12 protein-coding genes are annotated in these 13,005 nt (G+C 65.3%); 9 read left to right on the top strand and 3 right to left on the bottom strand.

Features of this window, described 5'->3' with window-relative positions:
- The 9 genes from FDT80_RS18955 to FDT80_RS18160 all read left to right on the top strand — a co-directional run.
- Nucleotides 1-289: hypothetical protein (locus tag FDT80_RS18955; protein WP_425472048.1), on the top strand; the 289-nt coding region annotated here is incomplete at its 5' end.
- Between the two features lie 61 nt (nucleotides 290-350).
- Nucleotides 351-1,190, top strand: coding sequence for a sulfotransferase family protein (locus tag FDT80_RS18125; RefSeq protein WP_138663747.1), 840 nt, complete (start codon nucleotides 351-353; stop codon nucleotides 1,188-1,190).
- Nucleotides 1,191-1,335: 145 nt separating this feature from the next.
- Nucleotides 1,336-4,179 carry a calcium-binding protein gene (locus tag FDT80_RS19200; RefSeq protein ID WP_138663748.1) on the top strand — a complete coding sequence of 948 codons (2,844 nt, stop codon included), beginning with the start codon at nucleotides 1,336-1,338 and terminating at the stop codon, nucleotides 4,177-4,179.
- Between the two features lie 110 nt (nucleotides 4,180-4,289).
- The gene (locus FDT80_RS18135) at nucleotides 4,290-6,599 is read left to right on the top strand and encodes a glycosyltransferase family 2 protein (RefSeq protein ID WP_138663749.1); all 2,310 of its coding nucleotides are present in this window, start codon (nucleotides 4,290-4,292) and stop codon (nucleotides 6,597-6,599) included.
- Nucleotides 6,600-6,779: 180 nt separating this feature from the next.
- Nucleotides 6,780-7,550 carry a hypothetical protein gene (locus tag FDT80_RS18140; protein ID WP_138663750.1) on the top strand — a complete coding sequence of 257 codons (771 nt, stop codon included), beginning with the start codon at nucleotides 6,780-6,782 and terminating at the stop codon, nucleotides 7,548-7,550.
- 10 nt (nucleotides 7,551-7,560) lie between these two features.
- Complete coding sequence (locus FDT80_RS18145) at nucleotides 7,561-7,806, top strand: hypothetical protein (RefSeq protein ID WP_212733882.1); 246 nt, start codon at nucleotides 7,561-7,563, stop codon at nucleotides 7,804-7,806.
- Between the two features lie 4 nt (nucleotides 7,807-7,810).
- Complete coding sequence (locus tag FDT80_RS18150; RefSeq protein ID WP_138663751.1) at nucleotides 7,811-9,076, top strand: AMP-binding protein; 1,266 nt, start codon at nucleotides 7,811-7,813, stop codon at nucleotides 9,074-9,076.
- A gap of 12 nt (nucleotides 9,077-9,088) precedes the next feature.
- Nucleotides 9,089-9,820: an SDR family NAD(P)-dependent oxidoreductase gene (locus FDT80_RS18155; protein WP_138663752.1), complete on the top strand. Its 732-nt coding sequence runs from the start codon at nucleotides 9,089-9,091 to the stop codon at nucleotides 9,818-9,820.
- A complete protein-coding gene (locus FDT80_RS18160; RefSeq protein ID WP_138663753.1) occupies nucleotides 9,801-10,211 on the top strand; it encodes a hypothetical protein in 411 nt (136 codons plus the stop codon). The genes FDT80_RS18155 and FDT80_RS18160 overlap by 20 nt, the downstream gene beginning before the upstream one ends.
- Here FDT80_RS18160 and rfbA read toward each other — a convergent pair whose 3' ends face one another.
- The 3 genes from rfbA to rfbB are packed head-to-tail and all read right to left on the bottom strand — an operon-like array spanning nucleotide 10,212 to nucleotide 13,005.
- Nucleotides 10,212-11,117, bottom strand: a complete 906-nt coding sequence (gene rfbA, locus FDT80_RS18165; protein WP_138663754.1) for a glucose-1-phosphate thymidylyltransferase RfbA — start codon at nucleotides 11,115-11,117, stop codon at nucleotides 10,212-10,214. It lies immediately after the preceding gene.
- Nucleotides 11,114-11,968 (bottom strand): dTDP-4-dehydrorhamnose reductase, encoded by an 855-nt coding sequence (rfbD, locus tag FDT80_RS18170; RefSeq protein ID WP_138663755.1) that lies wholly within the window; start codon nucleotides 11,966-11,968, stop codon nucleotides 11,114-11,116. The genes rfbA and rfbD overlap by 4 nt, the downstream gene beginning before the upstream one ends.
- The gene (gene rfbB / locus FDT80_RS18175) at nucleotides 11,965-13,005 is read right to left on the bottom strand and encodes a dTDP-glucose 4,6-dehydratase (protein WP_138663756.1); all 1,041 of its coding nucleotides are present in this window, start codon (nucleotides 13,003-13,005) and stop codon (nucleotides 11,965-11,967) included. Before rfbB ends, rfbD begins: the two co-directional genes overlap by 4 nt.

The following is a 13,005-nucleotide window of genomic DNA, read 5'->3' on the forward strand; positions in this document are numbered from 1 at the left end:
GACGCTGCGGCGCGGGTCGACGCGGTCGATCGACCAGTTCCTGATCGGCGCGCTGGGGTTCGAGGAGCTGCTGGCGAGCAGCCCGGCGGAATACGTGGCGCTGGCGCAGGGTCTGGCGCGCGACCCCGCCCGGCGCGCCGCCCTCGCCACGCGCCTGCGCCAGGCGGCGCGCAACCCGGTCTTCGTCGACAGCCCCGAGCATTCCCGGCGCATGCAGGCCGCCCTGGAAACCCTCATGCACTGGAAAAACACCTCAAACCCCCAAAACCACACACCAGACACACCATAAATCGCGCTGGCCAAGACTGCGCGATCAGCCTAAGTCATCCTGTGTTGCGCAAGGAGAAAAGATGATGACACAAAAGCCCGCGATATCGCCCGAGGACAACGCACCGCAAAAGGTGATCTTTGTCGGCGGCGCTCCCCGGTCGGGTACCAGTGTGACTCACGCGCTTTTGTGCACGGCCGAGGCGTGCAACCGCTATCATCCGGAGATCAGCTTTGTGCGTCCGGTGCTGGAATCCTATTCCGTCGGCCTGGAGAAGTGGCAGGCTCATACCTACTGTTTCTTCAAGGAGCCGCATCATTTCAAGCTGCATGTGCGCAAGCTGTTGCATCAGCAAATGGCCCATATCGCCAAGGTGCTGTCCAATCCCCGGGTGCTCTGTGTCAAGGACCCGCTGCTGACGCCATATTTTCCCGCCATGCGCGAGGTTCTGGGCTGGCCGTCCCAATACGTGACGGTCCTGCGCCATCCTCACAACGTCATACGGTCCTTGCAGGAAGTGGTCGAACGCAGGGGCGGCGAGTTCGGCAGGGGGCTGATCGACTTTGCGGTTCATGACTACATGAACAGCTATGCCCATCTCGAAGATCCGGCATTGGAAGGATCGCTTTTGTGCCTGCGCTACGAAGATCTCAACGAGCCTGAAACGATCGAGGCGTTGCGTGATTTCACCGGATTGCCGGGCATCAACCCGAATTCGATCTGGAAAAACAACAAGGGCCGCGAGTACACGCCGACGCCCCAGGAGCAGGCCGACCCGTGGTTTTCGCCCAAATACCACCGGCCCATCGACACCCAAAGCCGGTTGTCACCGCTGGCGCCGCATATTCGCGATGTCGTGAACGATGTCTGCGGTCCGATCATGGCCGATTACGGCTATGGTCCCGACGGCAGTTTCGACTGACCTCGAAGACCGGTCCACAAGCGGCGAAATTCAATTGTATTGTTCCGATTTGCCCCGGTTCTGCCACAGTGCGGCTAAGGTCCATTAAGGCCGTTTCCCTATCTTTTCCCGTGCACGGGGGTGCGTGGGAAAAGGAAGTTGTAGGATGGTCGGCTTGCGCTATGTGGCGACGCTTTCGGGCGACGCCGCGCCATTTTCACTGGGCATCACGGATCTGGAAATCGCGACGATCGGCGATGGCGTGCAGCTTTACGCGACCAACCGCTCCGATGGCGGATTAAGCGCTTTCGACATCTCGTCTGTCGAGGCGCCGGTGCTCTTGTCCCAACAGGATTTCCGGTCCGGTGTCACGCATCTGGCCACGCCGCAGATATCGATCCTGCACAGCGATGGCGGCCCTTTCATCCTGCCGGTGGGCATGACCCAGTCTTATGCGGCGGCCTACATGCTGGGGGACAGCGGCGAGATCGGGGCCCAGATGCGGTTTGCATCGCAGACGCCGCCGCCGACCGACCTGATCGCGCTGACCGAGGTCACGACCGGACCGCACACCTATATCGTCGCCGCACGGTCGGGCATGGCGGTGCCGTCCGTCTATGAAATCGGCGCGGACCAGCAGTTGAACCTGGTCAGTGTCGCGCAGGGCCAGACATCGGGGTCGGATCTGACGGGGCTGACGGGCATCACGCTGGGCGGCGGCCATTATGTGCTTGGCGTTTCTCCCGTCGGGAACCGGATCACCAGCTACCGGGTCGGGAACGACGGCCAGATTTCCGAGGTGGCCACCCTCGACAGCCTGACGAGCGGCCTGGGGTTCGACACGCCTCATGTGGTGTCGGCCGTGGCGGTCGGCGGTGTCGGCTATGCGGTTCTCGGCAGCGCGGGCAGTTCTTCGCTGACGGTGCTGCGGATCGGGGCCGACGGCAGGATGCAGCCGGTGGAGCATGTGGTCGATAACCTGCACACCCGCTTTCAGGGGGTCTCGGCGCTCGAGACATTCACGCTGGAGGACCGGGTTTTCGTACTGGCCGGGGGCGCGGATGACGGTGTCAGCGTCATGAGCCTGCTGCCCGACGGGCGCCTGATCCATCTGTCCACGCTGGCCGATACCGATGCGACGACCCTGCAGAATGTCACGGCGATTGCCGCAGGCTGGGCGGGGGGGCAGGCCCAGGTTTTCGTAACCAGCGAAACCGAGGCGGGGATTTCCCGCTTCGCGTTGGACCTGGGGGATATCGGCCTGACCCGGCAGGGCGGCAGCGGCCCGGTTGCGGGCACGGCGCAGGCCGATGTGCTGATGGCGGGCGCAGACACCACCGCGCTGAACGGCGGCGCGGGCGGCGATATCCTCGTTGCGGCGGGGCAGGCGGGCGGCGCCTTGCAGATGTCGGGTGGCGCGGGGCAGGACATCTTCGTGGCGGCCCACAACGGGCAGGTCCTGACCATCATGGATTACCAGCCGGGCCTCGATCAGCTGGACCTCAGCCTGTTTCCCATGCTGCGCAGCATGCAGCAACTGCAGATCGAATCCACCGGGCGGGGCGCCCGGCTCGAGTTCGGCGACACGGTCATCGAGGTCGTGACACAGGCGGGCCGCCCGCTCGATGCCGCCCATTTCACCGATGCGAACGGTCTGGCGCTGACCCGGTACAGCCCGCCGTCCGAGCCGGACCAGCTGACCGGAACCGACGCCGGGAACCTTCTGGAACTGGGGGCGGGGGGCGGATCGGCTTTCGGTCTGGGGGGCGACGACACGATCACCAGCAGTTGGGGAGATGCCTATATCGGGGGCGGCGCGGGCAACGACCTGATCGTGGGCGGGGCGGGCAACAACCTGATCTATACGGGCACCGGCAGCGACACGGTTCAGGGCGGCACCGGCGCCGACAAGATCCACGGGGCCGGCGGCCCGAACCGGCTGTTCGGCAACGACGGCAACGACTGGATTTCCGGGGGCGCGGCCGGGGATGGCATCGCCGGGGGTGCGGGCAACGACAGCCTGTATGGCGGGGCGGGCAACGACGCGATCTACCTGGGGCTTGGCGACGATATCGCGGGCGGGGGCGCGGGCAACGACCTGATCGTGGGCGGGGCGGGCAGCAACCTGATCTATACGGGCACCGGCAGCGACACGGTTCAGGGCGGCACCGGCGCCGACAAGATCCACGGGGCCGGCGGCCCGAACCGGCTGTTCGGCAATGACGGCAACGATTGGATTTCCGGGGGCGCGGCCGGGGATGGCATCGCCGGGGGTGCGGGCAACGACAGCCTGTATGGCGGGGCGGGCAACGACGCGATCTACCTGGGGCTTGGCGACGATATCGCGGGCGGGGGCGCGGGCAACGACCTGATCGTGGGCGGGGCGGGCAACAACCTGATCTATACGGGCACCGGCAGCGACACGGTTCAGGGCGGCACCGGCGCCGACAAGATCCACGGGGCCGGCGGCCCGAACCGGCTGTTCGGCAACGACGGCAACGATTGGATTTCCGGGGGCGCGGCCGGGGATGGCATCGCCGGGGGTGCGGGCAACGACAGCCTGTATGGCGGGGCGGGCAACGACGCGATCTACCTGGGGCTTGGCGACGATGTCGCGGGCGGGGGCGCAGGCAACGACCTGATCGTGGGCGGGGCGGGCAGCAACCTGATTTACGGCGGCGCCGGGGACGATACCGTTCATGCCGGGGCCGGCCGCGATGTCATCACCGGCGGTCCGGGGGCGGATGTCTTTGTGTTCGCCTCTGCCGCGCAGGCCGGCGTCGGGGCCGGTCGCGACGTGATCACCGACTTTACCGCGGGCATCGACAAGATCGACCTCAGCGCGCTGAACCTGACCTTTGTCGGCACGGCGGAGTTCAGCGGCACGAACCAGGAACTGGGGTGTGTCGCCAACTATGTCATAGGCGACATCGATGCGGACGGACAGAATGATTTCGCCATCGAACTTTGGGGCGGAGTGACGCTGACGGAGGATGATTTCATTCTCTAGGCAAACCCGTGCCGGGTTGCGCAGGAGGGGGGTTTCTGGCACCTCCGTCTGTGTTGCTTGAGATGCGGACGGCAGATCAATGCAGGATTAAAAATATGGATTGATCGAACATGCCAGTTGAGCGACCCGCCGTTAGTGTTCTGATGCTGTGCTTCAACGAGGCCGTCTTTATCCGGCGCGCGGTCCGGTCCGTCCTGGCACAGACATATTCGGGACAGATCGAGATCGTTCTGGTCGATGACGGGTCTTCCGACGGCAGCGCCGGAATTCTGCGCGAGGAACTGCGCCTGGCCGCCCGCGACACTGTCACGCTCAAGGTCATCACCAACGCGGCCCCGACAGGCAATGCGGATGCCTTTGTCGCCGGCCTGGAAGCGGCCCGCGGGCGGTTTTACCATGTGCTCGACTGTGACGACTACTGGATCGATCCGGACAAGCTGCTGATGCAGGTCAATCTGCTCGAGGCCCGGCCGGAGCTGGCCGGGGTGGCGCACCGGACCATCGTGCGCAACCAGATCGACCGCACCGAAAGCTTTCACCCCGAGCAGGAGCCGGCGAAGAACATCCTCACCTTCGAGGACCTGGCGGTCGACGGGATCTATTTCCACACCAGCGCGATGCTGTATCGCAACGATTTCTACCAGCCGCAGACAGACAGCGTTTCGGTGCCCGACATCTTTCACGAAGTGCGTGGCGATACGATCCGGCTGTATGTTCATGCGACGCGCGGGCCCATCCTTTACGTCGCGCAAAGCATGTCTGTCTATGACGACCACGGCGGGGGGATCTGGACCTCGCTGGACTGGCCGGGCAAGCAGGCGCTGCTGCGCAACCTGTATGACAGGATGGCCAAGCGGGGCTATCTGGCCGGGATGGGAGACGCCCGGGCAACGAGCTATCTGACCCAGCGCCTGACCGAGATCGCGGCCTATACGCCCACCACCCTGCGGCCGGTATCGCTCTATCCTGCGCAGGTATCCGTGTCGCCCCGCTACCGGCTGACGAACATCAGCCACATCGGCAGCCTGCGCGACATGGAAATCCAGATGGATACCCTGGTGCAGGAATCCCACTACGAGGATGCCCTGCAACTGCTGCAGCGGTTGCTCACGGCGGTCGCCTATGACCGCAACCTGGCACGGACGGGCACGCACCGCCGGATCGCCAGCTTCGAGGTGGATTGGCAATGTGCCCGGCTGGGCGAGATGATCGGGGCCAAGTACAATGTCCTGCCGCAGGCGCCCGCGGGCGATGACGAGGGGCCGGTGGTCTTTGTCGTCTCCGGCGTCGTGGACGACCAGGAAGGTCTGTGGCAGGAAACCCGCGACATTCTTGCCCTGTATCAGGGGCGGCGCCCGATCAAGATCATGTCGACCGAACTGCTTCCCAGCTCTCCGGCGCTGTGCGACATGCTGCGCGAGGAGGGGATCGAGGTGATGTGCAACAACGACACCCTGTCCGAAGCAAAGGTCGCCTGGGTGATGTGGCACCTGGCCCGGCAGGGGCCGTCACAGGTTTTCGTGAACCCTGCCCGGAACGACGTGGCCCTTTTGGCCGGTCTGCGGCGCGAACATGCATCGCGGATCCATCTTCTTACGGCCCTGGGCACCGGCTTTGCCCTGGGGCGCCTGAGCCAGGTGATCGACGGTTTCGTGGCGCGTCGCCCCTATGACCTTGCATATTATGCCAAGATCGCACCGGGCCGCGAGATTGCCCATGTTCCGTCCTATCCGCGCAAGGGCCGGATCGAGCCGCTGGCGCCGCTGTCGACCGATCCGCTGGTCAGCGTGACGGTCTGCACCGATCCGCGCAATATCGAACAGATCTATGACTACAGCTTTGACCGGGCGATTCCGGCGGTGCTGGAGTCGGGCGTGGCGCGGCATATCCACGTCGGAGAGCTGTCGGATGCCACGATCAACCGGATCCGCAAGGCGCTGGCGCTGAAGGGTCTGCCGCCAGAGGCGTTCGAGGTGCACCCCCACCCCGACGACCTGGCCACCTTCCTGCGCGACTGCGGCGCATCGGTGTTCCTACAGGTTTTCCCGGTGCCCGAGCATCGCCCGATGCAGGCCGCCCTGGCGGCCGGTCTGCCGACCGTGCTGCATTACGGCTATCTGCATCCGATGCTGGCGCTGGATGACATGTGCTATCCCGGTGCGCCGATCTGGGGCACCATCGGAGAGCTGTGCGCCATCCTGCGCGGCATAGATGACGCATGGCTGGCCGATCAGAGGGCGGGGATCGAGGCGCATCTTGCCCGCTTCGGATCCGCGGAGGCCGTCCTGAACGATCTTGGCGAAGGGCTGATGGCCGCTGTTCCGCAGGATCGGATCCCCGAGATCGCGGTGCCTGAAACGCACCACGAATTGCGCCGCCTGCTGACGGAACTGATGGGGCGGACGGTTTTCAAAAGCTGACAGGGCGCCGCGGGGCAGGCCGGCAAGGGTCTGCGCGGCGGTGCCGGCAGGGCTTACCCGGCCCAGGTTGTTATGTTAGACGCGGCCTGCATCACATGCTAAAGCCTGCGTCAAGATCTGTCGCCTTGCATCCTTTTCAAATTTTATAACGATATATCAGTAAGATAGAAAGACAAGACGATGGAAAGCAGCCTGATTGACCCCGCTGCCAAAATTGGCCGGAACGTCACGTTCGGCCACGGCGTCCGGGTCTATGGCAATGTCGAGATCGGCGACGATTGCCGGATCGGGGATTTCAGCGTGATCGGCCACCCGTCGGCGCAACCCGATACGGCGCAGCCGCTGCGCCTGGGGGCGGGCGCGACCATCCGGTCGCATGCCGTCCTCTACGAGGGGTCCGACATCGGCCCGGCGCTGGAGACCGGGCATCACGTCGTGATCCGCGAACAGTCGATGATCGGCGAGAACCTGCGCCTTGGCAATTTTTCGGATATCGAGGGCGCCTGCCGGATCGGGGATTTCGTGCGCATGCACGGCTATGCCCATGTCGGGCGCAATGCCACCGTGGGCGATTTCGTCTGGCTGTTTTCGCTGACCACGCTGATGAACGATCCGCTGCCGCCGTCGCATCTGTCTGATCCGGTGACCATCGGGGATATGGCGACGGTCTGCGTGAATGCGCAGCTGATGCCGGGTGTGCACGTCGGGCGGGGATCGTTCATCGCGTCGGGGGCGTCGGCGCATGGCATCATCCCGCCGGGGGTCATCGTGACCGGCCCGGACGGAGAAATCGCGGGCCCCGTGCGGTTCATGATGCATATGCAAAGCCGGACGCGCCACCCCTGGCCCCGCCATTTTACCGATGCCTATCCGACGCGGGTGCATGACCGGATCACCCGGCTGGCCGCAGAAATCGAAGCCGAAGCGGCAGCCGCCGCCCAGAATGACTGAGGAATGTTTGATGGACCGCAGTGAAATCCTGAACCTGATGAATACCGTGATGACCAAACGGGGCCGCCCGACCCTGACGGACGAGGCGCAAGGCACCCGCGAGGCGGGTTTCCGCAGCCTCGATTTTTCCGAAACCGCGCTGCGCATCGAAACCAGGATCGGCCGCGAGCTGTCGTTTGACGCGGCCTCGATGCGCCGTATCGAAACCGTGCGCGACGTTCTGGATTTCTTCGAAGACGCCACCCGCGCGGCGTGATCCGATGACCGGCATCCGCCTGCAGAACCGCATCTTCTTTACGGCCGGCGACGAGTGCATTGACTGGTCCGCGGCCCTGTCCGAGGCCAGTGCCTGGGCCGGGGCGGCGACACGGTTTGCCGGGCTCAGGGTCGTCTTCGTGGTGCGGGACATGCGCGCGGCACTGGCGGTTGTGGCCTACGGCATGGTCCACGACCTGGACTGGGGCGTGATCGAGGCGGCCCGGCTGAGCCCGGAGGTCGAGACACGGTTCGCAGAGGCGGGCGTGACCCTGATCGAGGCCGGCACGGGGGCCGCGCTGGGTCAACCTGCGCAGCCGGGCGACGTCGTGCCGGGGCGGGTCACGGTGCTGACCTCGGGCACCACCGGTCTGCTCAAGCTGATCCCGCACAGCAAGGCGACGCTGAACACCTTCGACCGGGTGCAGGGGCTGCCCGCCAACAGCTGGTTCCTGCCCTATCAGATCGGGTCCTATGCCTGGTATCAGATGGTCGCGCTGGGGGTGTTCGTGCCGGGCCAGGATCTGGTGCCGGGGGATTTCGCCGATCTGGCCCGCAGTTTCGAAACCGCCCTGCGCCGGGGCCGGGTGACGGCGATTTCCTCGACGCCGACATTCTGGCGCCATGCGCTGATGTCGATCGACCAAGACGTTCTGGCCGCGGCCCCGCTGCGCAACCTGTCGCTGGGCGGAGAAATCGTGGATCAGCCGATCCTGGACCGTCTGGCCCAGCTCTACCCGCAGGCCAGGATCCGGCACATCTATGCCTCGTCCGAAGCCGGCGCGGCGATCGTCGTCAGCGACGGGCGTGCGGGGTTCGACGCCAAGCTGCTGGAACACGATGACCGCACCATCGGGATCAAGGTCGAAGAGGACCGGCTCTATATCCGCTCGCCTTACGGCAATCACGCGGCATCGGGGGGGTGGATCGACACCGGCGATCTGGTCGAGGCGCGCGACGGGCGGATCCATTTCTGTGGCCGGGCGGGCAACACGATGATCAACGTCGGCGGACAAAAGGCCTTTCCGCCGGATATCGAGGCCCATCTGATGGCCCATCCGGAGGTGATCTGGGCACAGGTGACCGCGCGCCGTGCGCCGATGGTCGGGCACCTGCCGGTGGCCAGCGTCGTGTTGCGCACCACCATGGACGAGGACGCCGCCGAGGCGATGCTGACGCAGCATTGCGAGGGGCGCCTGGCGGAATACGCCATTCCGCGGATCTGGGATTTCCCGGACCGCATCCCCCTGCGGTCAAGTCTGAAAAGCTGAAAGGTCAAGCTCATGCATACCACCAACCAATCCATTATCGTCTCCGGCGGGTCGCGCGGGCTGGGGCTGCACCTGACCGAACGGCTGCTGGAGGCGGGCAACAAGGTCGCCACCTTCGCCCGCAGTCATACCGAGGCCATGGACCGGCTTGCCGGAACATACGGCGATGCGTTCTATTTCACGCCACTGGACGCGGTGGATGCACCGGGCGTGGCCGCCTTCGTGGCCGAGGTCGCCGACCGTTTCGGGGCGGTGGACAGCGTGGTCAACAATGCCGCCATCGGTCAGGATCAGCTGTTGATGCACACCGATCTCGACACCCTGCGCGGCATCGTGGATGTCAATGTCATCGGCCCGACCCTGCTGACCCGCGCGGCGATCAAGCACATGATCCTTCAGGGCGGCGGCAACATCTGCAACATCTCGTCGATCTGCGGGTCGCGCGGCTATGCGGGGTTGTCGATCTACGCGGGTTCCAAGGGGTATCTGGATGCCATGATGCGCGCGTTGGCCCGCGAGGTCGGCGAGGCGGGTATCTTCGTCAATAGCGTGGCGCCGGGCTTTTTCGAATCCGAGATGTCGTCGGTGCTGCTGCCCGAACAGCTCAACACCATCAAGCGCCGCACGCCGTCGGGGTCGTTGTCGAATGACGAGAACATCTTCAAGGTGGTCGATCTGGTGATCTCAGGCACGACGAACATGCAGGGACAGGTGGTATTCGTGGATGGCGGCATCACCACCTGATCCGGTCCGCGCCTTTGGCGGTCGCGTGATCCTCGACGCCGGGCGTGCCGGCCCCGCGTCCCATGACCGGACCGGGCTGCGCCACGTGTTCGTCCCGTCCCCCGAGGCGGCGGGGTGGCGCTATGCGCTGGATGTGGAACGCAAGGATACGCCGCTGGATCCCGGTCTTTCGGCGGTCCTGAGCGCGCTGGACCCTTCGGCGGACCCGTTGCTGACCTGGACCCGGATCGAGGTCGCAGCCAAGCTTCTGGATCGGCCCGCCCATCTGCTGTTGCGCCGCGCGCAGGCGCAGGGCTTGCCCGGTCTTGCCGCCGCCGCGGGGATCGAGGTGGCGGACCCGCCCCATCCGCATCACTGGATCAGCGTGGCCCGGATCCCGGACCCGGCGTGATCAGTCGCTGAGCAGACCTTTGAGATAGCGGCCGTAATCGTTCTTGGCCATCTGCCCTGCAATCCGGTTCAGATCGGTGCGGTCGATCCAGCCCTGGTGGAAGGCGATTTCATCCAGGCAGCCGGTTTGCAGACCCTGCCGTTTTTGCAAGGTCCGCACGAAGTTTCCGGCGTCGAGCAGGCTGTCATGGGTGCCCGTATCCAGCCAGGCGAACCCGCGCCCCATGCGCTGCACATCCAGGCTGCCTTCGTCGAGATACATTTCCAGAAGGCTGGTGATCTCGACCTCGCCCCGCTCGGAGGGCTTGACCCGGTGCGCCCATTCCGAGGCGCGGGCATCGAGGAAATACAGCCCTGTCACCGCATAGTTGGAGGGGGGCTTGCTGGGCTTTTCGACGATGCGCGTGACCTGCCCGCTGCTGTCCATCGCCACCACGCCATAGCGTTCGGGATCCGCCACGCGGTAGCCAAAGACGGTGGCGCCATCGGTCTTTGCGTCCGCATGGGTCAAAAGCTCCGACAGGCCGTGGCCGAAAAAGATGTTGTCGCCCAGGACCATGCAGGACGGCGCCCCGTCAAGAAAATCCTCGGTCAGGGTATAGGCCTGGGCCAGCCCGCCGGGATGCTCCTGTACGACATAGGTCAGGGCCAGACCCCATTGGCTGCCGTCACCCAGCATGCGGCGGAACTGATCCTGATCCTGGGGGGTGGTGATGATCGCGATCTCGCGGATGCCGGTCAGCATGAGAACCGACAGCGGATAATAGATCATCGGCTTGTCGTAGATCGGCATCAGCTGTTTCGACACGCCAATCGTGATCGGATACAGCCGGGTGCCGGACCCGCCGGCTAGAATGATGCCCTTGCGTGCGGTCCGGGCGCGCGCCGTGGGGGAATGGTCGGTCATGGAAAAGAGCCTTTCAAGTCTGCCAGCACGGATGCCAGCCGGGTCCGCCAGTCGGGGCGGGAAATGTCGAAAACCTGTTCCAGGCTTTTGCAGTCCAGCCTCGAATTGGCCGGGCGTTGCGCCTTTTGCGGATAGTCCGCGCCGGGAATCGGGTCCACCGCGCAGTCGAGACCGCTTTGGGCAAAGATTTCCTGCGCGAAACCGGCCCAGCTGACATCGGGTGCGCCCGACAGATGATAGATGCCCGAAAGGGCCGGCCGGTGGCGCAGCGTCTCGGCCAGCGTCAGGCAGCAGGCGGCGATATCCGCCGCGGGGGTCGGCCCGCCGATCTGATCGGCGACCACGCTCAGCCGGTCGTGCCGGGCCCCAAGCCGCAACATGGTCTTCACGAAATTGGTGCCATGGGCCGAAAACACCCACGAGGTGCGCAGGATCGCAAAGGGCCCGCCGGCCTGCGCCACCGCATGTTCACCCCTCTGTTTGGAGCGGCCATAGGCCCCCAGGGGCGCCACCGGGCTGTCGGGGCGAAAGGGAGCCGTGCCCGTCCCGTCAAACACGTAATCGGTCGAAATCTGGATGAATGGAATGTCCAGATCGGCACAGGCGCGGGCCATGGCGCCGGGGGCCTCGGCGTTGATCACGGTGGCGGCCGTCTCATTGTCCTCGGCGGCATCGACCGCCGTCCAGCCCGCGGCATTGATGACGGCGTGCGGGGCATGGTCGCGAATGGCGCGGGCGCAGGCCGCGGGATCGGCAAGATCGGCGGCCTGGCGGTCCAGCGCGATGACATCCGCCTGCGATTGCAGCGCCTGCGCGACCTGCCCCGTCTTGCCGAATACCAAAAGGGTCATGCACTCTTGCCCAGGCGCACCCCGACCCCGGCACGCTGCTGAAGCGCGCGCCACCACGGCGCGTTGTCCAGATACCAGCGCACCGTCCGCTCCAGCCCCTGTTCCAGGGTGACCGAAGGGCGCCAGCCCAGTTCGGTGCTGATGCGGGTCGGGTCGATGGCATAGCGCGCATCATGTCCGGGGCGATCGGTCACGAAAGTGATCTGTTCGGCATAGGGCCGGGCGGCCGGGCGCATCCGGTCGAGCAATCCGCAGATCATGTGCACCAGATCGATGTTGCGCGCCTCGTTCTCGCCGCCGATGTTGTAGCTGCGCCCGGTTTCGCCGCGGGTCAGAACCGTCAGCAGGGCGTCGGCGTGGTCTTCGACATAAAGCCAGTCGCGGACGTTTTCGCCCTTGCCGTAGACCGGGATCGGCTGGCCCGCCAGCGCGTTCAGGATCACCACGGGGATCAGCTTTTCGGGAAAGTGATAGGGGCCGTAATTGTTCGAGCAATTGCTCAGCACCACCGGCAGGCCGTAGGTTTCCGCCCAGGCCCGCACCAGGTGGTCGCTGGCCGCCTTGGAGGCCGAATAGGGACTGTTGGGCGCATAGGGCGTGGTTTCGGTGAACTGCCCGGTCTCGCCCAGCGTGCCAAAGACCTCGTCCGTCGAGATGTGGTGAAAGCGGAAGCCGTCCGGCTTGCCGCCGGCCGTCCAATAGGCGCGCGCGGCCTCCAGCAGATGAAAGGTGCCGGTGATGTTGGTGTCGATGAAATCGGAGGGCCCGTCGATGGACCGGTCGACATGGCTTTCGGCGGCCAGATGCATCACCGCGTCGGGGGCATGGGCGGCAAAGATCCGGTCGAGCGCGGCGCGGTCGCGGATATCGGCATGTTCGAACCGATAGAGCGGGTCTGCCGATACCGACGCCAGATTGTCCAGGCAGGCCGCATAGGTCAGGGCATCCAGGTTGACCACATCATGCCCGCGCGCGATGGCCAGGCGGACCACGGCAGAGCCGATGAACCCGGCGCCTCCGGTGACAAGCAGTTTCAT

Origin of the sequence: Sulfitobacter sabulilitoris (genome assembly GCF_005887615.1) — a bacterium.
Taxonomy (GTDB): Bacteria; Pseudomonadota; Alphaproteobacteria; order Rhodobacterales; family Rhodobacteraceae; genus Sulfitobacter_E; species Sulfitobacter_E sabulilitoris.